Consider the following 21,340-nt stretch of genomic DNA (forward strand, 5'->3'; position numbering starts at 1 on the left):
GCTAAAAAAGCCGGCCTGTTGTTTGGAGCAGGCCGGCTTTAAATCCTCTATTTGAATGTTCTCTCAATAGCGCTATGAATCAGGTGTTCTTTCCAATTGGCGTAAGTGAGTACGGTGGAAACATCCGGCTCCGATATTACGTTGAACGGTTTAACGGTGTTTTCGTGTGTGGCAACCAATAGTCCGTTGCAGTTGTAGCAAGCTGGAAACTCCTTCACGTAGTCAACGTTCTGTAGTTGGTGGGTTATGATTGATATCTGTGACGGGTCGACTGGAATACCCAATGATGCCTGGAGAACCATTGCAAGGTCGCCTATTTGTACTTCCGCATGAGCACCCGGCTCACCGGCACTCACTGGGAACAAGTATCCGCTTGCTTTTTCGTGAGCGGCCTGACGATCTTTGGATTCTTGGCGGCGCTGTGTGAAATTAGTTTCCTGACGCAAGTCTTTTAGATTTGAAGGTTCAGGCCGTTGGCCACGGCTATTAATGTTGTAAATCTTCACGGCTACTGTTTCATCAGTAAGTCGGGATTTATAACGACTATCCAATTGTGTTTCGTATTTTTTGGAATCAGTAATTTCGTAGACCCCGAAATCAGAGGGGCCGGCGATACTATGATTGATGTCTCTGATCACGCGGATGCCATGATCTGTTGAGGTAAGCTCTTTTCCGCGAGATGGGATGTTGATAGTACCCTCGATAATAATTTCGCCGCCTTCGGATGTGGGGAAAGAGGCTGCCGATATGGCAATGGCGGTTTTATTCTTGTAGCTTTTTGCAAATCTGGCATCAGGGTTCTCCTTTATGTAGGCCGCATGCTTGGCGACTTTTATATTCCCAAGTGCCTTTCCTGCCTCGTGCTTGGATTGAACACTTGCTTTGGATATGCCCGCCAGTTCTTTAGTCAGGCCCAGTTCGTCAACAAAACTCACCGGGTTATTCCCCACCATCGAATACAGGTTCCACCCATCCAGCGCACCCGCCGGATCGGTGCTGAGCCAGCGCTGCAGCCATGGGGCGTAATAACGTCGCCCGTAATAATAAAGTCCAGTGTCATCCAGTTCCTTGCCCGAATAACGAATGGTCTTGTAGCTGACTTCAAGCTCCGAATTCGCGGCCAGTGAGGCTGTGCCGCCGAACGGATAATAGTGCTCATGGCTGATCACCCTGGCGCTCTGGTCGAGTTCGATCAGGCTGGAACTCTGACTGTCTACAAGGCAATAACGCAGTTGATCGTTGACGATTCCTTCCGGGCGGCCAGTTCGCCAGTGCAGGCAGCGGATATTGCCTATCGTCGTCGGCAACGTGATGACATGTAGCTGCTCACCTGTATCGCGTGTGCGTATCTCCAGCCCTGGCAGGTAACGCACTTGCTGAAAATGAGTCGTGGTGGATCCTTGAGTTTCGTGATGTTTGTAAACACGGGCACCACCGCTGTAGCGGTAGGTTTCCTGATCGGGAATCGCCGCTTCGCGCTCGATTAGCGTGACTGAGGTCAATTCATCCAGAACATTCCACTGCAGACCTTGGCCCGGCAGCAAGGCTTGCAGGTTGCCATGCGCATCGAAGTGGGTGGAGAAGTCCGGCGGCTCGTCACCTTCGCTCCAACGCACCCCACGGTTGCTGTTCGGGTCAATGAACGTGCGTTGTGTGTAGCCGCCTATTGCTCGGGCATGCACCAGTTCGATCAGGTTGTTTGCGATGTCGTATTGGTAGGTCTGCGTGTAATTGAGAAGGTTATGGGGATCGCTTGGTAATGGACGGCCCGGCATATTACTCGGCGGCGGCGCGTCATGACCGGTTGCGCGGGTCAAACGGTACAGCGAGTCATAGCTGAAGTCGCGCTTGCCATCGATGAACTGATTAGCAAAAAAAACTGATTTGAACGCGTGGTCCACGATACTCACGACGTTTCCGAAATTGTCGTAAACGTACTGTAGATGTTGGCGCAGTGCCTGGCCCGGTACGCCGGCTTTGATTTTATCCAGGCGACCGCTGGCGGGATCGTAGATCCAGTTGCAGACCACACCATTGCGCAGCGTTTGTTCGATTTTCTGGCCTTCGGCGTTGTAGCAGGCTTGTGTAAGGATGTCCTTTTGCGCTTCGTCGCCGTTGATTTTCAGGGCTATCCGCTGGAGTTGTCCGGCGACGTTGTAGCTTGAGAATTGCTCATGCAGGGCAGCGTCTTTTTGACTCAGTGCGTTGCTGTTGGCCCCATAGCGCCATTGTGTGGTGTAGCTGTTGCCATCGAACAGCGTGCGGGTTTCCTCAAAGGGAAGACCACCAAGGCTGAACGAGGCATAGTCCAGTGAGCCCGAAGCTTCGACTTTGCGCAGTACCTTTCCACGCAGGTTGTTTCCGGGATCTGCATCGCCTTGGCCGTAGGTCAGGGCTTCCAGAGCGGTGTTGTCGTTTAACTTGATACTCAACACGCGCAAAAGCCGGTCGTAGTAGTTGCTCCAGCGATTGCCTCGGGCATCCCATCGCCTGACAACCTCCCCAGCCAAACCTGGCAGACTCAGACGCCAACCGGAATCAACACTGTCGGTGTGGAGTGCCTGCCCGGCCAGTCCGTGGATGGTCGTCAGATTGGGTTTGGGTGCAGTCCCGAAAAGACGTGGATCCCAATGCTCTATCGGCCTGCCAGCGACATCGTAACGTTGCCGGGTGATCAACGACTGTACGGTCGCCCCTGGTACGCTTCGCAAATAGGCAATCTGACGAACGGGAAGGCCGCGGCCGTCATTCACGCTGACTGAGGGGGTTCGCCAATGTACGGAGATATCCATCCCATTTCCTTCGGAACCAAGCGGCGCAAGGAGGTATAGGAAAACCTAACAACACTTGCAACGGATGTAACCTGTCAACTCTGACAGGTGTCACGCTTTTGCCGAGCGCGCTGCGTGCGCCACCCAATTGTCGAATGCCGCGTAGAATGCCCGACAGTTTCAATTTTCGAGGTCGCAGTGGTGGATTTACAGCAAGGCTTCGTCCTGACCCGGCATTGGCGCGATACGCCGGCCGGCACCGAAGTCGAGTTCTGGCTGGCGACGGACGCCGGGCCGCGTCGGGTGCGTCTGGCGCATCAGCCATCCGTGGCGTTTATCCCGGCCGAACAGCGGGAAGCGGCCGAACGTCTGTTGCGTGACGAAAAGAATGTCGAACTGCGCCCGTTGGCTTTGCTGGATTTCGAGCATCGCCCGGTGCTCGGTCTCTATTGCCAGCAGCACGGCCAGTTGATGCGCCTGGAAACTGCGCTCAACCGCGCCGGCGTCGATGTTTTTGAAGCCGACGTGCGTCCGCCGGAACGCTACCTGATGGAGCGTTTCATCACCGCGCCTGTGTTGTTCAGCGGGACGCCGGATGCCGAGGGCGTGTTGCTCAACGCCCATCTGAAACCCGACCCCGGTTACCGGCCGACACTGCGTCTGGTCTCGCTCGACATCGAAACCACCGAAAACGGCGAACTGTATTCGATTGCGCTGGAAGGCTGCGGCGAACGTCAGGTGTACATGCTCGGCGCCGCGAACGGCGATGCCAGCATTGTCGATTTCGACCTGGAGTACTGCGATTCGCGCACGGTCATCCTGAAAAAATTCAACGACTGGTTCGCCCGCCATGACCCGGACGCGATCATTGGCTGGAACGTCGTGCAGTTCGATCTGCGCATCCTTCACGAACACGCCCGGCGCCTTGGCGTGCCGTTGAAAATCGGTCGCGGCGGAGAGGAAATGCAGTGGCGCGAACACGGCAGCCGCAATCACTATTTCGCTTCGGCAGCGGGGCGGTTGATCATCGATGGCATCGAGTCTTTGCGCTCGGCGACCTGGAGTTTTCCCTCGTTCAGTCTGGAAAACGTCGCGCGGACGCTGCTCGGCGAAGGCAAGGCCATCGACAATCCGTACCAGCGCATGGACGAGATCAACCGCATGTTCGCCGAAGACAAACCGGCGCTGGCCAAATACAACCTCAAGGACTGCGAGCTGGTCACGCGGATTTTCGCCAAGACCGAGCTGCTGACCTTCTTGCTCGAGCGCGCCAGCGTCACCGGCCTGCCGGCCGACCGCAGCGGCGGTTCAGTCGCCGCGTTCACGCACTTGTACATGCCGCTGATGCACCGCCAGGGCTTTGTTGCGCCCAACTTGGGCACCAACCCACCGCAGGCAAGCCCCGGCGGGTTCGTCATGGATTCGCGACCGGGTTTATACGAGTCGGTTCTGGTGCTCGATTATAAAAGCCTTTACCCGTCGATCATTCGCACCTTCCTGATTGATCCGGTGGGCTTGATCGAAGGCCTGCTGCATCCGGATGACGCCGACTCCGTGCCGGGCTTCCGGGGCGCGCGTTTTTCGCGGACCCGGCATTGTTTGCCCTCTATTGTGTCGCGCGTGGCCGAAGGTCGCGAGACCGCCAAGCGCGAGCACAACGCGCCGCTGTCCCAGGCGCTGAAAATCATCATGAACGCCTTCTACGGCGTGCTCGGTTCCAGCGGTTGCCGTTTCTTCGATACGCGACTGGCCTCGTCGATCACCCTGCGTGGTCATGAAATCATGCTGCGCACCCGCCAGTTGATCGAAGAACAGGGCCACGCGGTGATCTACGGCGACACCGACTCAACCTTCGTCTGGCTGCGCCGGCTGCACGATCAGGAGGAGGCGGCGCAGATCGGCCACGCGCTGGTCAAGCACGTCAATGATTGGTGGCGCGAACATGTCCGCGAGGAATTCGGGCTGGAAAGCGCGCTGGAATTACAGTTCGAAATTCACTACAAACGCTTTCTGATGCCGACGATTCGCGGTGCGGAAGAGGGCAGCAAGAAGCGCTACGCCGGCCTCGTCACCCGCGCCGATGGCCGCGAAGAAATGGTCTACAAAGGCCTTGAAACCGTGCGCACCGACTGGTCACTGCTGGCCCGGCAGTTCCAGCAGGAGCTGTACGAACGGATTTTCCAGCGCCAGCCTTATCAGGATTACGTGCGCGACTACGTGCGCAAGACCCTCGCCGGGGAGTTCGACGATCGACTGGTCTACCGCAAACGTCTGCGCCGCACCCTCGACGACTACGAACGCAACGTGCCGCCGCATGTGCGCGCGGCGCGGCTGGCCGATGACTACAACGCACAACACGGTCGGCCCCGGCAATATCAGAACGGCGGCTGGATCAGCTACGTCATCACGCTGGCCGGCCCCGAGCCAATGGAAGTACGCCGCGCCGCGATCGATTACGACCATTACATCACCCGCCAACTGCAGCCGGTGGCGGATGCGATTCTGCCGTTTGTCGACGACGATTTTTCAACCCTGATCGGTGGGCAACTGGGCCTGTTTTGAGTCGAGCAGTTGCAGCGTCCACTCATCGGGAATGCTGTGGAAATAGTGCTCCAGCGCCTGGTTGAAGAGGCTGTCTTCGGCGCTGAACTGGGCGAACAAGGTCATTGAAGAATGGAATTTGAGGTCGTCGGGGTGGCCGAAAATCTCGGCGATCGAGCGCTGTGGCACGTTCAGCACCCACTGCGTGCAGGTGCGTAGACGCGCACCGAGCACACCGTGCGCCAGATACGCCTCGGCTTCCTCGGCCGAGCCAATGGCAAAGCGCCGGGCCATTTCGCTGCCGCCCAACCCGGCGAACTGAGGAAAGACAAACCACATCCAGTGGCTGCGCTTGCGGCCCGCGACGAGTTCACGCTGGACCCGTTCGAACACCGGGTCCTGAGCCTCGACGAAGCGTTGCAGGTTGAACGGGTCGTGCAAATCTGTGCTTCTCATTGCGAAGCCCTCGCAGTCGACAGCTCAGACCATGGCCAGCCGCTGCTTGCGTTGAGGCGCTTGAAATACCTGGTCCAGCGCCGCCAGATCCCCGGCGTCCAGTTGCAGCTGTGCGGCTTGAGCATTGAGTTGCACATGCTCCGGGCGCACAGCCTTGGGAATTGCAATCACACCATCATTTCGCAGAATCCACGCCAGGGAAATCTGTGCCGGGGTGGCGTTGTGACGGGTGGCGATCTCTTTCAGAACCGGCTCTGCCAGCATCGCGCCGCCCTGGCCGATCGGGCAGTAAGCCATGAGTGGCATGCGGTGCTGTTGGCACCACGGCAGCAGATCGAATTCGATGCCGCGCTCTTCGAGGTTGTACAGAACCTGGTTGGTGGCACAGGCGGGGGAGGCCAGTTCTTCAAGGTCATCGACATCGAAGTTCGACACGCCCCACCGGCCGATCTTGCCGTCCTCGCGCAAGCGCTCGAAGGCTTCGACCGTTTCCTCCAGCGGGTGCTGACCGCGCCAGTGCAACAGATACAGATCGATGTAATCGGTGTCGAGCCGGCGCAGGCTGCGCTCGCAGGCTTGCGGGATACCTTTGTGGCTGGCGTTGTGCGGGTAGACCTTGCTGACCAGAAACACCTTGTCGCGCTGACCGGCGATGGCTTCGCCGACCACGGTCTCGGCGCCGCCCTCGGCGTACATTTCGGCGGTGTCGATCAACGTCATGCCCAGCTCGATGCCCGTGCGCAGCGCGGCCACTTCCCGGTTGTGCGCCGAGCGATCCTCGCCCATGTTCCAGGTGCCCTGACCGATGACTGGAACCTGCACGCCGGCCAACTCAAGGGTACGCATTCAAACCTCCTGGCTGAAAGAGTCGATGTCTTTAATGGGCAGCAGGATAGTCAAAGGGTTCCCGGATGAAGAATGTCGGCTTGCTGAAGAACCTGTGGCGAGGGAGCAAGCTCCCTCGCCACAGGGGGCCGCGATGGCGGGTTATTTTGCGGTGAACTTCAGGATCACGCTGTGGGCATAGGTCTGCCCTGGATCAAGACGTGTGCTCGGGAAGTTCGGCTGGTTCGGCGAGTCCGGGTAGTGCTGGGTTTCGAGGGTAAACGCGCCCCAGTGCGGATAGACCTTGCCACCCTTGCCCTTGACCGTGCCGTCGAGGAAGTTGCTGGTGTAGAACTGCACGCCCGGCTCGGTGGTAAAGAGCTGGAGCGTGCGCCCCGATTGCGGGTCGCTGACTTCAGTGGCGATTTCGCTGATATCGCCTTTGGTGTTCAGCGCCCAGTTGAAGTCGAACCCGCCCTGTTTCGGCTCGGCGAATTTCAGCTGCGGATGGTCAGCCTTGATATGCGTGCCGATCGCGGTCGGTTTGGTGAAATCCATCGGCGTGCCCGCCACGGGCGCCAGCTCTCCGGTCGGGATCAGCTTGGCCGTCACCGGCGTGTAATGGCTGGCGTTCAGCGTGGCGACCTGCTTGAGAATGTCACCATTGCCGGCGCCGGCAAGGTTGAAGTAGCTGTGGTTGGTCAGGTTGAGCACGGTGGGTTTGTCAGTGCTGGCCTTGTAGTCGATGCGCAGTTCGTTGTTGTCGGTCAGGCGATAGGTCACTTCGGTGGTCAGATTGCCGGGAAAGCCCATTTCTCCGTCAGCCGACAAATAAGTCAGGGTCACGCCGACCGAATCCTTGTCCCTGGTTTCCTGCGCTTTCCAGACCTTCTTGTCGAAGCCCTGAGTGCCGCCATGCAGAGAATTGGTCTTGTCATTCTGTGGCACTTGATAGCGCTTGCCGTCGAGTTTAAAGGCACCGTCGGCGAGGCGATTGCCGAAGCGGCCAATGGTCGCGCCAAAGTAGGCGGTGCCTTTCTGGTAGCCCTGCACATCATCGAAACCCAGCACCACGTCGTCGAACTTGCCGTGCTTGTCGGCAACTTTCAGCGCTTGCAGGGTCGCGCCGTAAGTGATGACGGTGGCTTGCATGCCGTGGCTGTTGCGCAGGATGTATTGCTCGACGGGCGTGCCGTCATTGGTTTTGCCGAAGGCTTTGTGTTCAGCGGACAGGCCCGCCGCGTTGGCGCAAAGGGTCGTGATCATGAGGGACAGTCCGAGGCCGGAGAGCATGTGACGTGATTGAAGCATGTTGACCTTCCTTTTTGTTGTTGTTCTCAGAATTCGTAATTAGTCAGGCTATTGAATATCTCGCAGGAGATTTATAGCGGATTTACCTGTCAACGCAAATATAAAGTCCGACTAATTGCTGTCTGGCAAAGAGCCGAAGGTCGGTTAATCGCCCCGACACTGCACTTTTTCGCAATCGGTGGCTCTATCCATGGCCAGGATGCGGTGACTCCCGCCGCACAGGAACGTGCCTGTCCGAGAATTCATGCCGAGTGTTGTTGCCCTGATTACCGCCGCTTTCCGCCGCCCCTGTCTGCTGCTGGCCTTCCTGTCCTCATTTTTGTTAAACGGCTGCAGCCACCAGAACGGCAATGGTTTCATCAATCAAATGCGTGAAGGGCAGCCGCAGGAATTCCTGCAGACCAGTGTTGACCGCATGGCGACCCTGGCCATGCGCGACAACCTCGACAGCCTTTATCGGCTGATGGGCAAGCTCTACCTGCGCAACCCGGAAGAGCTGCGCAAATCCGGTTTCCTCAACATCAACACTGCGGTGAAACAGGTGCGCCTGGCCGTCGAGCAACAGCAGCCGTTGCCGGTGCTGGGCGGGCGCAAGGATCTGGCGGCGCTGAGCTATGCCATGAGCCCGGAATTCCTCGGTGACCGTGTCGGCGCCTTCATCTATGCGATCGGCAGCATGCTGGTCACGGCACATGGCAACCGCACCGAGTTCTACATGACCGATGCGATCAACCCGACCTTCGTGCACAACGCCGCGCGCAACATCGAAAAGGCCATGTGGATTCTGTCGCAACGACAGAACAAGGAAGGCCAGCCGCTGTTGTTCTCCAACGAGATTTCCGAAGAGGGCACCAACCTGAGCTTCGCCACCGAGTTCAGCAAAGTCGTTGCGCGCCTGGATTTGCTCACGCAGATGCTGGACGAGCGCTATCGAAGGATCGGCTTGAACTATGCGCAGAGCCTTCTGTTTTTGAATTTTTTGCCGGTGCAATAAAAACCGTCGATCGCATGCGCGAGCTAATATTTGTATACAATCCGCAGCCTCGATTGATCCAAATGGAGCTGCACCTGTCATGACCGATCCTGCAAGCGCCGATTACAGCCGCGTTGATCACACCGCTCGCGCCGACAGGCTGCCCTATGCCGCGTTGCTCGCGTTCGCCATGACCGGCTTCATCGCCATCCTCACCGAAACCTTGCCCGCCGGGCTTTTACCGCAAATCGGCGCCGGCCTGAACGTCAGCGAAGTGTTCGCCGGGCAACTGGTGACCCTGTATGCGCTGGGCTCGATTGTTGCGGCGATCCCGCTGACCGTGGCCACCCGTCGCTGGCCACGGCGACGGGTGTTGCTGATGACGGTGGGCGGTTTTTTGCTGTTCAACACCGTCACCACGTTTTCCAGTCATTACGGTCTGACGCTGGCTTCGCGATTTCTCGCCGGGATGGCGGCGGGGTTGTCGTGGGGGATCATGGCCGGTTACGCACGGGGCATCGTCCCGGTGCATCAGCAGGGGCGGGCGCTGGCGATCGCCATGCTTGGCACGCCGGTGGCACTGTCGCTGGGCACGCCGGCGGGAACATGGCTGGGCAATCTGATCGGCTGGCGTGCCTCGTTCGGCATCATGTCGGCGCTGGCGCTGGTATTGGCTGCATGGATTGTCATTGCGGTACCGGATCGTCCGGGGCAAACCGGTACCGAGCGTTTGCCGCTGCTGCAATCGTTGCGCTTGCCGGGTGTGCGCCCAGTGCTGTTCGTGGTGCTGACGTGGATGCTCGGGCACAACATTCTTTACACCTACATCGCACCGTTTCTGATGCAGGCCGGTCTGGCTGAGCGGGTGGATCTGGTGCTGCTGGTGTTTGGCCTGTGTTCGCTGGCTGGGATCTGGATCATCGGCCTGCTGGTGGATCGCTGGTTGCGCTGGCTGACGCTGATCAGTCTGGGTGTGTTCGCGCTCACCGCGCTGGTTCTCGCGCTCGCTGCGCCTTCGCCCATGCTGATTTATGTCTGCATGGCCGTGTGGGGTTTGTCATTCGGCGGCTCGGCCACCTTGCTGCTGACCTCGGCGGCGGATTCGGCTGGTGAGCACGTCGATGTCGTCCAGGCGATGTTGACCACGTCGTGGAACGTGGCGATTGCTGGCGGTGGCTTGTTTGGCGGCTTGCTGCTGGACCGGGCGGGGGCGATGTCGTTTCCATGGGCGCTGCTGATTCTTTCCCTCATTGCACTGGCCACGGTGTGGATCAACAAAAACCACAGCTTCAAACCGGGACGGCGGGTGCATTGATTTTTAAAGATATGGCATAACGATAGACCGCATCGATATATGTGGTTATAAGAAAAATCGCTATGCTGCGGGCCAGATTTTCCTGTCGTTTTTCTGGACGGTTTAATGGAATTGGCAAATTTCGGCCTGGTGATTGCCGGGCTGGTGGTGGGGTTTATCGTTGGCATGACCGGTGTCGGTGGCGGGTCGTTGATGACACCGATCCTGCTGTGGTTCGGCATCAACCCTGCAACGGCAGTGGGCACAGACCTGTTGTACGCGGCCATCACCAAATCCAGCGGCGTCCTCGTTCATAAAAAGAACAAGAACATCGATTGGGCCATCACCGGTTGGCTGACCCTTGGCAGCGTGCCAGCGGTGGCCATGACCCTGTGGTTCCTCAGCACCCTGCACACCGCACCCGATGCGATGAACGCCATCATCAAACAGGCGCTGGGCTTTGTGCTGTTCGCCACGGCGCTGGCGATTTTCTTCAAGAAGCGCTTGCTCGAATTCGCCCACAAGCGCGCGGGCGGCAACTACAACCCGAGCGGGCCACGCCTCAATGTCATGACCGTAATCACCGGTCTGATTCTCGGCACCATGGTCGCCCTGACCTCGATCGGCGCAGGCGCACTGGGCACCGTCGCCTTGTTCATTCTGTACCCGCTGTTGCCAACCCGCCGTCTGGTCGGCACCGAAATCGCCCACGCCGTACCACTCACGCTGGTCGCAGGCCTTGGGCACGCGAGCATGGGCAATATGGACTGGGGTGTATTGGGCTTTTTGCTGGTCGGCTCGTTGCCAGGCATCTGGCTCGGCAGCCACCTGACCGGGCGCATCTCCGATGAAGTGCTGCGCCCGTGCCTGGCAACGATGCTGGTGTTGATCGGTTACAAGCTGGCGTTCTGAGTCAGTTGCGAATGACGTATTTCATCACCACCACTGGGAGCTCTTCGTACATCAGCTCCTCGACCACTTGCCAACCCAGTCGCGCATACAGCGACTGCGAAGTGTCGGTATAGAGATATAGCTCAGGTACGCCCAGCTTTTGTGCTTCTTCAACCACGCGCATAACCAGTTGCGAAGCGATCCCGCGTCCACGCTCCTCAGCCTTGACATAAACGCCCGCCAGCCACGGCGTCAGGTTCGGCCGTAGCTTCAGATCGCTTTCGATGAGCAGGGCACCGCCCAGCAGACGTGAACCGTCAAGTGCTACCACCACGCTCGGAATCGCACCTTTGCCGCAGGACTCACGCATGTGCTCGATGCGATCCTCGACAGTTTGCCCAGGGCGAAATTCGCCCCATTCCTTGAAGTTCAGGGTAGCCAGTTCTTCGATAAATTCGGGGTGATCGCACAGGTAGTCAATGTACATGTGAGTGAACTCCAATTCGTTGGCAGAGCGGCTACCCTAATGCGCTCATAACCGGTAATCAAATCTGCGCAGCGATCGCTCCAGCATGTTGCGCAAAGTTCTCCCTGACCTAAGCTTCTGACAGGGCAATGCCTTTTCGCCACATGCCCCCGGAACAATCGCCACGATGCGCAATCAGTAGTGCGTGGATATTAAAAGGAGATGCGCATGCTCATCAGGTCCCTGACCCTGACATTCTTGCTGGCGGTGGCCGGCCCCGTGTTCGCCGCCGACAGCGACTCACCTTTGGCCGGGGACATCGGTCGCGCCCGCCCGCTGATCGTGATCGCGCAAAGCACCGTCGATCCGGTGTGGGTGAGCCTGAAAAAATCACTGGAGGATCCGGCCAACAAGAAAGGCGTCGCCGACCGCAACATCAAGGTCTACACCATTCTCAGCATGTCGGGCCAACTCGACGGCAAGGACATGGGCCAGCAGGACACCATGGCGTTGCTGCGTTCGCTGAAGCTGGGCGCAGGGGCGTATCCGAAAGTGTTTTTGGTGGGCAAGGACGGCGAAACCAAACTGTCCGCATCGGGTGACGAAGCCAAGGCAATGGACCTTGCAAAAATCTTCGAAACCATCGACGCCATGCCGATGGCCGAAAAAGAAGCCGCCGCTGCCGCCGCCGCGCAAACACCCGCCGCCACCGAGCCGGAACCGGCCAAAGGCGCGAAGGGGACCAAGCCGAGCAAACCAGCGAAACCGGGCAAGCCGCCGCAAATGCCGGATGATTGATTGGCCGTTATCAATGCCATGCAAATGAAAGGGGCGAGAAGATTGATCTTCTCGCCCCTTTTTGTTGGCTACCGAGATGCAAAAATCGCAGCTTTCAACAATTCCTGTATCGAGTGAAAAACCGATCCCGCAGGCGCTGCATGACACTGCAATCTTTTGCTTTCAATCCGCCAAGGCACTCAGGATCGTATGCGCAATCTTGACCCGCTCAGCATTCGGGTAGTTCTTGTTGGCGAGAATCACGATACCCACGTCCCGCGACGGCACGAACGCCACGTACGCGCCAAAGCCGCGCGTGGAGCCGGTTTTGTTGAACAGCACGTTGGCCGGTTCAGGTTGCGGCGGGGTCAGCCAGTCGACTTTAAGCGGTTCCATGGCCATGGGTGTCGAGTTGCCGTTCTGCAGCTTTGCCAGACTGATCGGGTAGTCGTAGCGCTCCCAGCCCAGGCCCTGCGTCATGTCGCCGACGCGGTAGTAGCCGGTGTGGGTGTTGGCGATGGCTTTTTGCAGGTCGGGCGCAAGGCCGGCCGGTTTCAGTTGGGCCTGGACGTAACGCAGCAGGTCGGCGGCGCTGGTTTTGATGCCGTAGGCTTCGGCGTCGAGTGCGCCAGGGCTGACGCGCACCGGTTGGTCGGCGCTGTCGTAGCCTTGGGCGTAGAGCTTTGATTGCGCTTGCGGCACGGAGAGAAAAGTGTGCTGCAAGCCGAGTTTCGGCAGCAGGGTTTGCGTCATCGCCTGATCGAAGGGCTGGCCGAGGCTTTTCGCCGTCAGGTAGCCGAACAAACCCAGGCTCGGGTTGGAGTACAGACGATGGCTGCCGGCCGGAAACTGCGGTTTCCACTGCTGGTAATAGGCGAGCATCTTGTCGGAAGAATCCGCTTGAGCGGGGAATTGCAGCGGCAGTCCACCGGCGCTGTAGGTGCCCAGTTGCAGCACGCTAATGTCGTCGAATGCGCTGCCTTTGAGTTCCGGCCAAAGCTCGCTGGCCTTGCTCGACAGGTCGAGTCGGCCTGTAGCTTGCGCTAAACCTGCGAGGGTGGCGGTGAAGGTTTTGCTCACAGAGCCGACTTCGAAAAGGGTGTTTTCGCTGACCTTTTGCCCGGTATCTTTGGCGGCGATTCCGTAGTTAAAGTAATGCGCCTGGCCGTTCAGGGTGAGCGCCACTGTCAGGCCCTGGATGTTGTTTTGTTGAATGGCCGGGGTCACGGCTTGCGTAACTAGGGCCTGCAATTGCGCCTCCGTGGGGGTGGCGGCATGGCAGGCAGCGCTGCTGAAGAATACCGCGAAAGCGCTGTAGGAAAAGACCTTGCTCGGCTTGAAGGAACACATGATTGAATCACTCTCCATGAGTGTCGATTGTTGTATCCCGCTACACTGCGGGTGATTTTTCATCGGTCGGCTGATCAGCGCGGCTAATTTAGGCACGCCGGCCTCATTCGACAAACGATGAAATCTCGCACGAGCCATTAGAAAATTTTGGGACAGCGCATGATTCGACCGCAACTGCCGCTCAACGCTCTGCGTGCTTTCGAGGCGTCGGCGCGTCATCTGAGCTTCACTCGCGCTGCCGTGGAGTTGTGCGTGACGCAAGCTGCCGTGAGCCATCAGGTCAAAAGCCTCGAAGCGCAACTTAACCTCACGCTGTTCAAACGTCTGCCCCGTGGGCTGTTGCTGACCAGTGAAGGGGAGACGTTGCTGCCGGTGCTCAGTACTTCATTCGATCACATTGCGCAGGTGCTCGAACGCCTGGCCGGGGGGCAGTATCGCGAAACGTTGACCGTCGGCGCGGTGGGCACGTTTGCCGTGGGTTGGCTGTTGCCGAGGCTGGCGGACTTTCGGGCGAAACATCCGCTGGTAGATTTACGCCTCTCGACCCATAACAACCGGGTGGATGTGGCGGCAGAAGGGCTGGATTACGCGATTCGCTTTGGCGCCGGGGCGTGGCATGGCATCGAGGCGACACGCTTGCTCGAAGCGCCGCTGTCGGTGTTGTGCGTGCCCGAAATTGCTCGGCAACTGCGCTCACCGGGCGATCTGCTGCAGCAGACGTTGTTGCGTTCGTATCGCATCGATGAATGGCCGGAATGGTTTCGCGCCGCAGGCTTGGCGACGCAGGCAGCACCGCCGCAGAGCATCGTTTTTGATTCGTCGCTGGCGATGATGGAAGTGGCGTTGCAGGGCGGCGGGGTAGCGCTGGCACCGCCGCTGATGTTCGCCCGGCAACTGGCGGCGGATGCGATCCGGCAGCCATTTGCAATTGAAATCACCACCGGCAGTTACTGGCTGACACGATTGCAGTCGCGCCCGGAATCAGCGGCGATGAAAGCATTCAAGGAGTGGCTGGTGGAAATCTCTGGCTGACCCCCCTGTGGGAGCGAGCCTGCTCGCGAAAGCGGTGTGTCAGCAACAGCAATATCAACTGACCTGACGCCTTCGCGAGCAGGCTCGCTCCCACAGTTGAAGTCAGCAGGCTACTGACTCAACGCACCAGACACGGGCGCTTGTTATCGAATTTCCACCCTGGAATCAGGAACTGCATCGCCACGCTGTCGTCCCGCGCCCCCAGGCCCATGCCTTTGTAGAGTTCGTGGGCCTTGGCCACCTGATCCATGTCGATCTCCACACCCAGTCCCGGTTTCTTCGGCACCTGCACGCAGCCGTCGACGATTTGCAGCGGCGCCTTGGTCAGGCGCTGGCCGTCCTGCCAGATCCAGTGGGTGTCGATGGCGGTGATGTCGCCCGGTGCGGCGGCGGCGACATGGGTAAACATGGCCAGGGAAATATCGAAATGGTTGTTGGAGTGCGAGCCCCAGGTCAGGCCCCATTCATGGCACATTTGCGCGACGCGCACTGAGCCCTGCAGGGTCCAGAAATGCGGGTCGGCCAGCGGAATGTCCACCGACTGCAACTGTATCGCGTGGCCCATTTCGCGCCAGTCGGTGGCGATCATGTTGGTGGCGGTTTTCAGTCCGGTGGCGCGGCGGAATTCAGCCATGACTTCGCGACCGGAATAACCATTTTCCGCACCGCACGGGTCTTCGGCATAAGCGAGAACGTGGTGCTGATCGCGGCACAGGCGGATCGCCTCTTTCAATGACCAGGCGCCGTTCGGATCCAGGGTGATCCGCGCGTCCGGGAAGCGCTCGGCCAGTGCGGTCACCGCCTCGATTTCGGCATCACCGCTGAGCACGCCGCCCTTGAGTTTGAAGTCCTTGAAACCGTACTTGGCGTGAGCCGCCTCGGCCAGACGGACAACCGCTTCGGCGGTCATGGCTTTTTCATGACGCACGCGGAACCAGTCGTTGTCGGCATCCGGTTCACTGCGATAAGCGAGGTCGGTTTCACGCTGATCGCCGACGTAGAACAGATAGCCCAGCATCTTCACTTCATCGCGTTGCTGACCTTCCCCGAGCAGCGCCGCCACCGGCACGTCGAGGTGTTGGCCGAGCAAGTCAAGCAGGGCGGCTTCAAGGCCGGCGACTGCATGGATGGTGATGCGCAAGTCGAAGGTTTGCAGGCCACGGCCACCGGCATCGCGGTCGGCGAAGGTCTGGCGAACCTGATTGAGAATCTTCTGATACGTGCCGATCGGGCTGCCGATGACGAGATTGCGCGCGTCTTCCAGGGTCTGGCGAATGCGCTCGCCACCGGGCACTTCGCCCACACCGGTGTGGCCGGCGTTGTCCTTGAGGATGACGATGTTGCGGGTGAAAAACGGCCCGTGGGCGCCGCTCAGGTTGAGCAGCATGCCGTCGTGGCCAGCCACCGGAATGACTTGCATCTCGGTGATGATCGGGGCTTTGGCGGTATCGTGAGCAGTCATTTTTGTTTTCCTTATCAAGACGAAGTCAGGCGTGTTTCGGCGCGGCGTCGGCCGTCGCGATTTCAGTCGCGGGTTTGGGCGTGGTGCGTGCGGCGAAGACGATGATTGCGGCGATGATCGACGTGGCGGCCAGGCCATACAGGCCGCCCTGAATCGAGCCGGTGTGTTCTTCGAGCAGACCGAACGTGGTGGGCGCGACGAAACCGCCGAGGTTGCCGACCGAGTTGATCAGCGCAATCACTGCCGCCGCGATGCGCGCATCCAGGTACGCCTGGGGAATCGGCCAGAACAGCGACGAGGCGGATTTGAAACCCAGCGCCGCAAAACAGATGGCGACAAAGGCGAAGATCGGCCCGCCGGTGGTGGACATGAACATCCCCGCCGCCGCGATCAACAGGGCCGTGGCGACCCACGCTTGTTGATGCTTCCACTTTGCCGACAGTGAGGCGAAAGCGTACATGCCAACGATCGACAGCAACCACGGAATGGAATTGAACAGGCCGACCTGCACGTCGCTGAGTTCGCCCATCTTCTTGATGATGCTCGGCAGCCAGAAGGTCGCAGCGTAGATCGTCAGCTGGATAAAGAAGTAGATCAGGCAGAACAGAATGATCTGCCGGTCCTTGAGCAGTTTTCCCAGCGAAGGGCGAATCGGTGAGGCTGCCTCGCGCGCCTTTTGTTCGTCGTCGATGGCCGTTACCAGCGCATCCTGCTCAGCGCGGGTCAGCCATTTCGCGTCGTGGGGTTTGGCGTCGAGCCAGAACCAGACGAAGACGCACAGACACACCGAGAACATCCCCTCGATGAAGTACATCCACTGCCAGCCGTGCATGCCCAGTCCGTTGATCTGCAGGAGCAGGCCGGACAGCGGGCCGGAGATCAGCGAGGCTATCGCCGAGCCGCTGAGAAAAATGGCAATCGCTTTACCGCGTTCCACCCCGGGCAGCCAGCGGGTGAAGTAATAAATTACCCCGGGAAAGAACCCGGCCTCGGCGACACCGAGCAGGAAACGCAGAATGTAGAAGTGGGTTTCGTTTTGGATGAACGCCATGCAGGCGGCAACCACGCCCCAGGTGAACATGATGCGGGTCAGCCAGATGCGCGCGCCGACTTTCTGCAGGAGCATGTTGGAAGGGACTTCGAACAATGCGTAACCAATAAAAAACAGGCCTGCGCCGAAGCCGTAAGCGGCGGCACCGATGCCCAGATCGGTTTCCATGTGGGTGCGGACGAAACCGATGTTCACCCGGTCAATGTAGTTGACGATGAACATGATCACGAAGAGCGGCAGGACGTGGCGTTTCACTTTCGAGATGGCGGACGTCAGCGTTGGATCAACGCCTTCGTTCATCCCGGAAACGGAGGTTTTCACTTGTTTTTCTCCCACTGATTATTTTTATGCGGGTAGCGTCGGGTGCTGCGTTGTTGATAGACATCATACAACTCAATTTTTTTGTCCTACAAGAGGGCGAGGCGATTAAAATCTTCTGAGTGAATCGGTTTTTATTCTTGTTCTTTGGATTCTCCCCGTATTTACTGCCTTTGCTCGCCGGCAAAGCGGAAGGTGGTTTGCAGATGCGATGCCCTTTAATCATTCGAGGGCCATAGCATTTGGAAAGGCGCTTCTCGTTATTTGAGTGTTGTCATACAAGCTGAAATGCTGACCTGTCATCCAAATCGATCCCGTCGAGCACCCGCGCAGTGCTACGATCTGCAAGCCCCGAACACCGGAATTGACCATGCAAGAAGACCTCGACGCTCCGGCGCGCAAACGCACGCACAATCTCGCTCATGACCTGGTGGAGAAACTCACCCAGAGCATCCTGCTGGGCCAGTTGTCGCCGGGCGACAAGCTGCCGTCGGAAAATTCCATCGTTATGGAATATGGCGTCAGCCGCACAGTGGTGCGCGAGGCGATTTCGAAATTGCAGGCTTCCGGGCTGGTCGAAACGCGCCACGGCATCGGCACGTTTGTCATTGAGCGTTCGACGGAGCAGGGCCTGCGGTTGAATGTCGATACGGCGCTGGGCGTGCGCGGCATTCTGGAATTGCGCATGGGCCTTGAGACGCAAGCGGCGGCGCTGGCGGCGCTGCGGCGCACCGAGCAGCAAGTGCAGCAGATGCGTCAGGCCCTGGATGACTATCAACGCCTGCTGGCCAATAACGACAGTTGCGTGGAAGCGGATCGGCGTTTTCATCTGCTGATCGCCGAAGCCACCGGCAACGTGTGTTTCAGCGAAATCATGCAGCATCTTGGGACGGCGATGATCCCGCGCACCCGGGTCAATGCCGCTGAACGCGGCGCGGCGGATTTGAGCAAGCTCGGGGAGTTGGCGAATCTGGAGCACGAAGCGATTTTGAATGCGATCAAGCGTCAGGACCCCGATGCCGCCCGCGCCGCGATGTGGCTGCACCTGACCAACAGCCGCGATCGCTTTATCGCGCAGGAGTGAGCGCCGCTGGTCTGTTGCATCGCACGCGGCCATCCCTCGGGGTTCCAAATCATACGCCCCGGACGTTCCGGGCCTTTTCCCGTGGGGTGCAGCATGGCTGACGATTCGCTGTTTCCGGGCGGCATTGCGCCCACCGAGCAGACCCACCCGCTGCCGGGCGCCCATAATCCTCAACTGGGCGGCCACGAAGCGCCGCCGGGCATGGACCCGGGACGTGATCCTTTAAGTGATGCCGATCGAGACGACGATTGGGTGGATTCGACGGCTGACGAGGATATCCCGCCAGCGGACGAGCCAACGCCATTGTCGGATGATTTGCGCTGACATCTGGTTTTGTGTCGAATTTACCGGCCTCTTCGCGAGCAGGCTCGCTCCCACACTGAATGTCTGTACCCCACAGAACCCTGTGGGAGCGAGCCTGCTCGCGAACGCGGCCTGGGCATCACGACAAAATCTCCAGCGAGGCGTGGTTTTGTTGATCCGGATCTATGCTCCATAAATAAACACGGCACTCGAGCGCATGGCGGCTGACTAAGTGGGGCGGGCGTGCGTGACGCTTGACTGACATGGATCGGCTATGAACGAAAAGAGTCTTCAATTCAAATCCCTGACAGTGCTGCTGGTGCTGGTCACGGTGGCCTTCATCTGGATTCTGCTGCCGTTCTACGGCGCGGTATTCTGGGCTGTCATCCTGGGCATTCTGTTTGCCCCGGTGCAGCGCAGGTTACAGATGAAATTCGGCTGGCAACGCAATCTGACGTCGCTGTGCACGTTGAGCCTGTGCCTGGTGATCGCCATTCTGCCGGTGATCATCGTCAGCATTTTGCTGGTACAGGAGGGGGCGGCGGTTTACAAAAACATCGAGAGCGGAGAGCTGGACATTGCGGCGTATCTGGCGCAGTTCAAACACAGCCTGCCGCCGTACTTTCAAAACTTGCTTGATCGCTTCGGCATGGGCGAACTCGACAGCCTGCGCGAGAAGATCGTCAAATCGGCGATGCAGGGCAGCCAGGTGCTGGCGACTCAGGCGTTCAGTTTCGGCCAGGGTACGTTCGAGTTCGTGGTGAGCTTTTTCATCATGCTCTATCTGCTGTTTTTCTTTTTGCGTGACGGCCCCGATCTGGCGCGCAAGATGCGCACCGCCGTGCCGCTGGAGGAAAACCACAAGCGCCGTCTGCAGCTGAAGTTCAATCGCGTGGTGCGCGCGACGGTAAAAGGCAACGTGCTGGTGGCCGTGACACAGGGCGCGCTGGGCGGGGCGATTTTCTGGTTCCTCGACATTCCCAGCGCGCTGCTGTGGGCGGTGTTGATGGCGTTTCTTTCGCTGCTGCCAGCCGTGGGCGCGGGCATTGTCTGGGCGCCGGTGGCGGCGTATTTCCTGCTCAGCGGAATGATCTGGCAGGGCGTGGTGCTGGGCTTGTTCGGAGTCTTTGTGATCGGTCTGGTGGATAATGTGCTGCGGCCGATTCTGGTGGGCAAAGACACCAAAATGCCGGACTACATGATCCTGATCTCGACCCTCGGCGGGCTGGCGGTATTCGGTCTCAACGGCTTTGTGATCGGGCCGCTGATTGCCGCGTTGTTCCTGTCGAGCTGGGCGTTGTTCGACGAAACCAAACCCAAGGTACAACTGCCTTAGGCGTGTAAGGCGGTGCTGACCACTTGCTGCGACAGGGCCTGCGCTGCCGGCAACGAGGTCAGCGGGCCGCTGATCGGCTCGCCGTCGCGCATCAGGTACCAGCAGGCGAGCAGTCCCGACGCGCGAAGCGAAGCGGGAACCGCGCTGCCGATGACCGACATGATTTGTACCTGAGCCATGGGAAAACCTCCATCAAACTGATGGGGCTACCTTAGGGATTCGCTGGCGCAACGGACAATCAACGCTTTCGATAGTGGTCATTGATGTCAATGAGGTCTGGCGTCATTCGACCACTTGATCGAGCATGTGCATGACTTCGCGTTCATTGAGCAGGCCCTTGTGCACCAGGTTCTCGGCCAGCAGCGAAAGCATCTTCGCGCAGCGATGGCCTTCCAGGTGCTTGAGCTCGGTCAGCGCGCTGTACACCTTGCTTGAGGTGCACAAGCCGACGATGCGGTGCGGGTTTTGTGTAGGCATACAGTCGTCCTTGTTGTTATCAACTTGTTGTTTACGGACGGATTCAGATTGCAGTTCCGTCATGACAAAGCAGTGACCGTTTGATGAAAAATCCGCCAACGGTCGATTCCATCATGCCGACTTTAGCTGCTCAAACTGTCCTCACAGCGACCTTGGCGCGATTTTTTCAGACCTTCACCGACGAGCGGTCATAAAAAAGCCCCGCTCTTTAAAGCAGGGCTTTGTGTTTCGCCTACCAGCGTGGGCCGCCGTAATAGCCATGCGGGCCGCCATAGTAACCGTGTGGCCGGCCGTAATAACCGCGGGGCGGGCCGTAATAAACGGGGGCGGGCTGGATGTACACCGGTTGCTGCACATACACCGGCGCCGGTTGGTAATAGACCGGTGGTGGCGGTTGCTGGACGTAAACCGGCTGCGGCTGCACATAGACCGGCTGTTGCTGCACGTACACCGGCCGGTCCTGATTGATCAATGCCGAGCCGATGATGGCCGAGCCGACGATCGCGCCAAACACTGCAGGGCCTTGCCAGCCGTGGCCACCACCCGCTTCAGCCTGGCCGGTGACCGCGAGCGCGCCAATCAACAAAGCCATGATGGGAAGTTTACGAATCATGATAAGTCC

Annotated in this window: 20 protein-coding genes; 9 read left to right on the forward strand and 11 right to left on the reverse strand. The window is 58.9% G+C overall.

Translation table 11 applies throughout. The features are described 5' to 3' along the window. Positions 1-47: 47 nt before the first annotated feature. Positions 48-2,792 carry an RHS repeat domain-containing protein gene (locus HU727_RS18565; RefSeq protein ID WP_186533459.1) on the reverse strand — a complete coding sequence of 915 codons (2,745 nt, stop codon included), beginning with the start codon at positions 2,790-2,792 and terminating at the stop codon, positions 48-50. A 180-nt stretch (positions 2,793-2,972) separates the two neighbouring features. Here HU727_RS18565 and HU727_RS18570 point away from each other — a divergent pair, with 180 nt between their 5' ends. Beyond that, positions 2,973-5,333, forward strand: a complete 2,361-nt coding sequence (locus tag HU727_RS18570) for a DNA polymerase II (RefSeq protein ID WP_186533458.1) — start codon at positions 2,973-2,975, stop codon at positions 5,331-5,333. Here HU727_RS18570 and HU727_RS18575 read toward each other — a convergent pair. The 3 genes from HU727_RS18575 to HU727_RS18585 all read right to left on the reverse strand — a co-directional run bounded on the left by HU727_RS18575 (position 5,298) and on the right by HU727_RS18585 (position 7,904). Then, complete coding sequence (locus HU727_RS18575) at positions 5,298-5,768, reverse strand: DUF1810 domain-containing protein (RefSeq protein WP_186533457.1); 471 nt, start codon at positions 5,766-5,768, stop codon at positions 5,298-5,300. The genes HU727_RS18570 and HU727_RS18575 overlap by 36 nt on opposite strands. A 24-nt stretch (positions 5,769-5,792) precedes the next feature. Then, on the reverse strand, positions 5,793-6,614 hold the full coding sequence (locus HU727_RS18580) for an aldo/keto reductase (RefSeq protein ID WP_186533456.1): 822 nt from the start codon (positions 6,612-6,614) through the stop codon (positions 5,793-5,795). 141 nt (positions 6,615-6,755) lie between these two features. Beyond that, positions 6,756-7,904, reverse strand: a complete 1,149-nt coding sequence (locus HU727_RS18585; protein ID WP_186533455.1) for an aldose epimerase family protein — start codon at positions 7,902-7,904, stop codon at positions 6,756-6,758. Between the two features lie 244 nt (positions 7,905-8,148). On the opposite strand from HU727_RS18585, the gene HU727_RS18590 reads away from it, so the two are divergent. The 3 genes from HU727_RS18590 to HU727_RS18600 all read left to right on the forward strand — a co-directional run bounded on the left by HU727_RS18590 (position 8,149) and on the right by HU727_RS18600 (position 11,083). Further along, complete coding sequence (locus HU727_RS18590; protein WP_186533454.1) at positions 8,149-8,898, forward strand: hypothetical protein; 750 nt, start codon at positions 8,149-8,151, stop codon at positions 8,896-8,898. A 79-nt stretch (positions 8,899-8,977) separates the two neighbouring features. After that, positions 8,978-10,192, forward strand: a complete 1,215-nt coding sequence (locus HU727_RS18595) for an MFS transporter (protein WP_186533453.1) — start codon at positions 8,978-8,980, stop codon at positions 10,190-10,192. 105 nt (positions 10,193-10,297) lie between these two features. Then, entirely contained in the window at positions 10,298-11,083 is a 786-nt protein-coding gene (locus tag HU727_RS18600) for a sulfite exporter TauE/SafE family protein (RefSeq protein WP_186533452.1), read from the forward strand. Position 11,084: 1 nt separating this feature from the next. Here the strand turns inward: HU727_RS18600 and HU727_RS18605 are convergent, their stop codons facing one another. After that, positions 11,085-11,549, reverse strand: coding sequence for a GNAT family N-acetyltransferase (locus tag HU727_RS18605; protein WP_186533451.1), 465 nt, complete (start codon positions 11,547-11,549; stop codon positions 11,085-11,087). Between the two features lie 207 nt (positions 11,550-11,756). Between HU727_RS18605 and HU727_RS18610 the strand changes: the two genes are divergently transcribed. Continuing rightward, the gene (locus HU727_RS18610; RefSeq protein ID WP_186533450.1) at positions 11,757-12,326 is read left to right on the forward strand and encodes a DUF4174 domain-containing protein; all 570 of its coding nucleotides are present in this window, start codon (positions 11,757-11,759) and stop codon (positions 12,324-12,326) included. 162 nt (positions 12,327-12,488) lie between these two features. On the opposite strand, the gene ampC is transcribed toward HU727_RS18610, so the two are convergent. Then, positions 12,489-13,655 carry a class C beta-lactamase gene (gene ampC, locus HU727_RS18615; protein ID WP_186533449.1) on the reverse strand — a complete coding sequence of 389 codons (1,167 nt, stop codon included), beginning with the start codon at positions 13,653-13,655 and terminating at the stop codon, positions 12,489-12,491. 159 nt (positions 13,656-13,814) lie between these two features. Here ampC and HU727_RS18620 point away from each other — a divergent pair, with 159 nt between their 5' ends. Next, positions 13,815-14,687: a LysR family transcriptional regulator gene (locus HU727_RS18620; protein ID WP_186533448.1), complete on the forward strand. Its 873-nt coding sequence runs from the start codon at positions 13,815-13,817 to the stop codon at positions 14,685-14,687. 118 nt (positions 14,688-14,805) lie between these two features. Here HU727_RS18620 and gudD read toward each other — a convergent pair whose 3' ends face one another. Continuing rightward, positions 14,806-16,149, reverse strand: a complete 1,344-nt coding sequence (gene gudD, locus HU727_RS18625; protein WP_186533447.1) for a glucarate dehydratase — start codon at positions 16,147-16,149, stop codon at positions 14,806-14,808. Positions 16,150-16,174: 25 nt separating this feature from the next. Beyond that, complete coding sequence (locus HU727_RS18630; RefSeq protein WP_186533446.1) at positions 16,175-17,521, reverse strand: MFS transporter; 1,347 nt, start codon at positions 17,519-17,521, stop codon at positions 16,175-16,177. 367 nt (positions 17,522-17,888) lie between these two features. On the opposite strand from HU727_RS18630, the gene HU727_RS18635 reads away from it, so the two are divergent. The 3 genes from HU727_RS18635 to HU727_RS18645 all read left to right on the forward strand — a co-directional run bounded on the left by HU727_RS18635 (position 17,889) and on the right by HU727_RS18645 (position 20,241). After that, positions 17,889-18,602, forward strand: a complete 714-nt coding sequence (locus HU727_RS18635; protein WP_186533445.1) for a FadR/GntR family transcriptional regulator — start codon at positions 17,889-17,891, stop codon at positions 18,600-18,602. A gap of 93 nt (positions 18,603-18,695) precedes the next feature. Further along, positions 18,696-18,926: a hypothetical protein gene (locus HU727_RS18640; protein WP_186533444.1), complete on the forward strand. Its 231-nt coding sequence runs from the start codon at positions 18,696-18,698 to the stop codon at positions 18,924-18,926. A gap of 253 nt (positions 18,927-19,179) precedes the next feature. After that, a complete protein-coding gene (locus HU727_RS18645) occupies positions 19,180-20,241 on the forward strand; it encodes an AI-2E family transporter (protein WP_186533443.1) in 1,062 nt (353 codons plus the stop codon). On the opposite strand, the gene HU727_RS18650 is transcribed toward HU727_RS18645, so the two are convergent. From HU727_RS18650 to HU727_RS18660, 3 genes are all read right to left on the reverse strand, one after another. Then, entirely contained in the window at positions 20,238-20,420 is a 183-nt protein-coding gene (locus HU727_RS18650; RefSeq protein ID WP_186533442.1) for a hypothetical protein, read from the reverse strand. The genes HU727_RS18645 and HU727_RS18650 overlap by 4 nt on opposite strands. Before the next feature lie 103 nt (positions 20,421-20,523). Continuing rightward, positions 20,524-20,718, reverse strand: a complete 195-nt coding sequence (locus HU727_RS18655; RefSeq protein WP_186533441.1) for a hypothetical protein — start codon at positions 20,716-20,718, stop codon at positions 20,524-20,526. Positions 20,719-20,950: 232 nt separating this feature from the next. Next, positions 20,951-21,331, reverse strand: a complete 381-nt coding sequence (locus HU727_RS18660; protein ID WP_186533440.1) for a hypothetical protein — start codon at positions 21,329-21,331, stop codon at positions 20,951-20,953. Between the last annotated feature and the right edge of the window lie 9 nt (positions 21,332-21,340).

Source organism: Pseudomonas khorasanensis (genome assembly GCF_014268505.2).
GTDB lineage: Bacteria > Pseudomonadota > Gammaproteobacteria > Pseudomonadales > Pseudomonadaceae > Aquipseudomonas > Aquipseudomonas khorasanensis.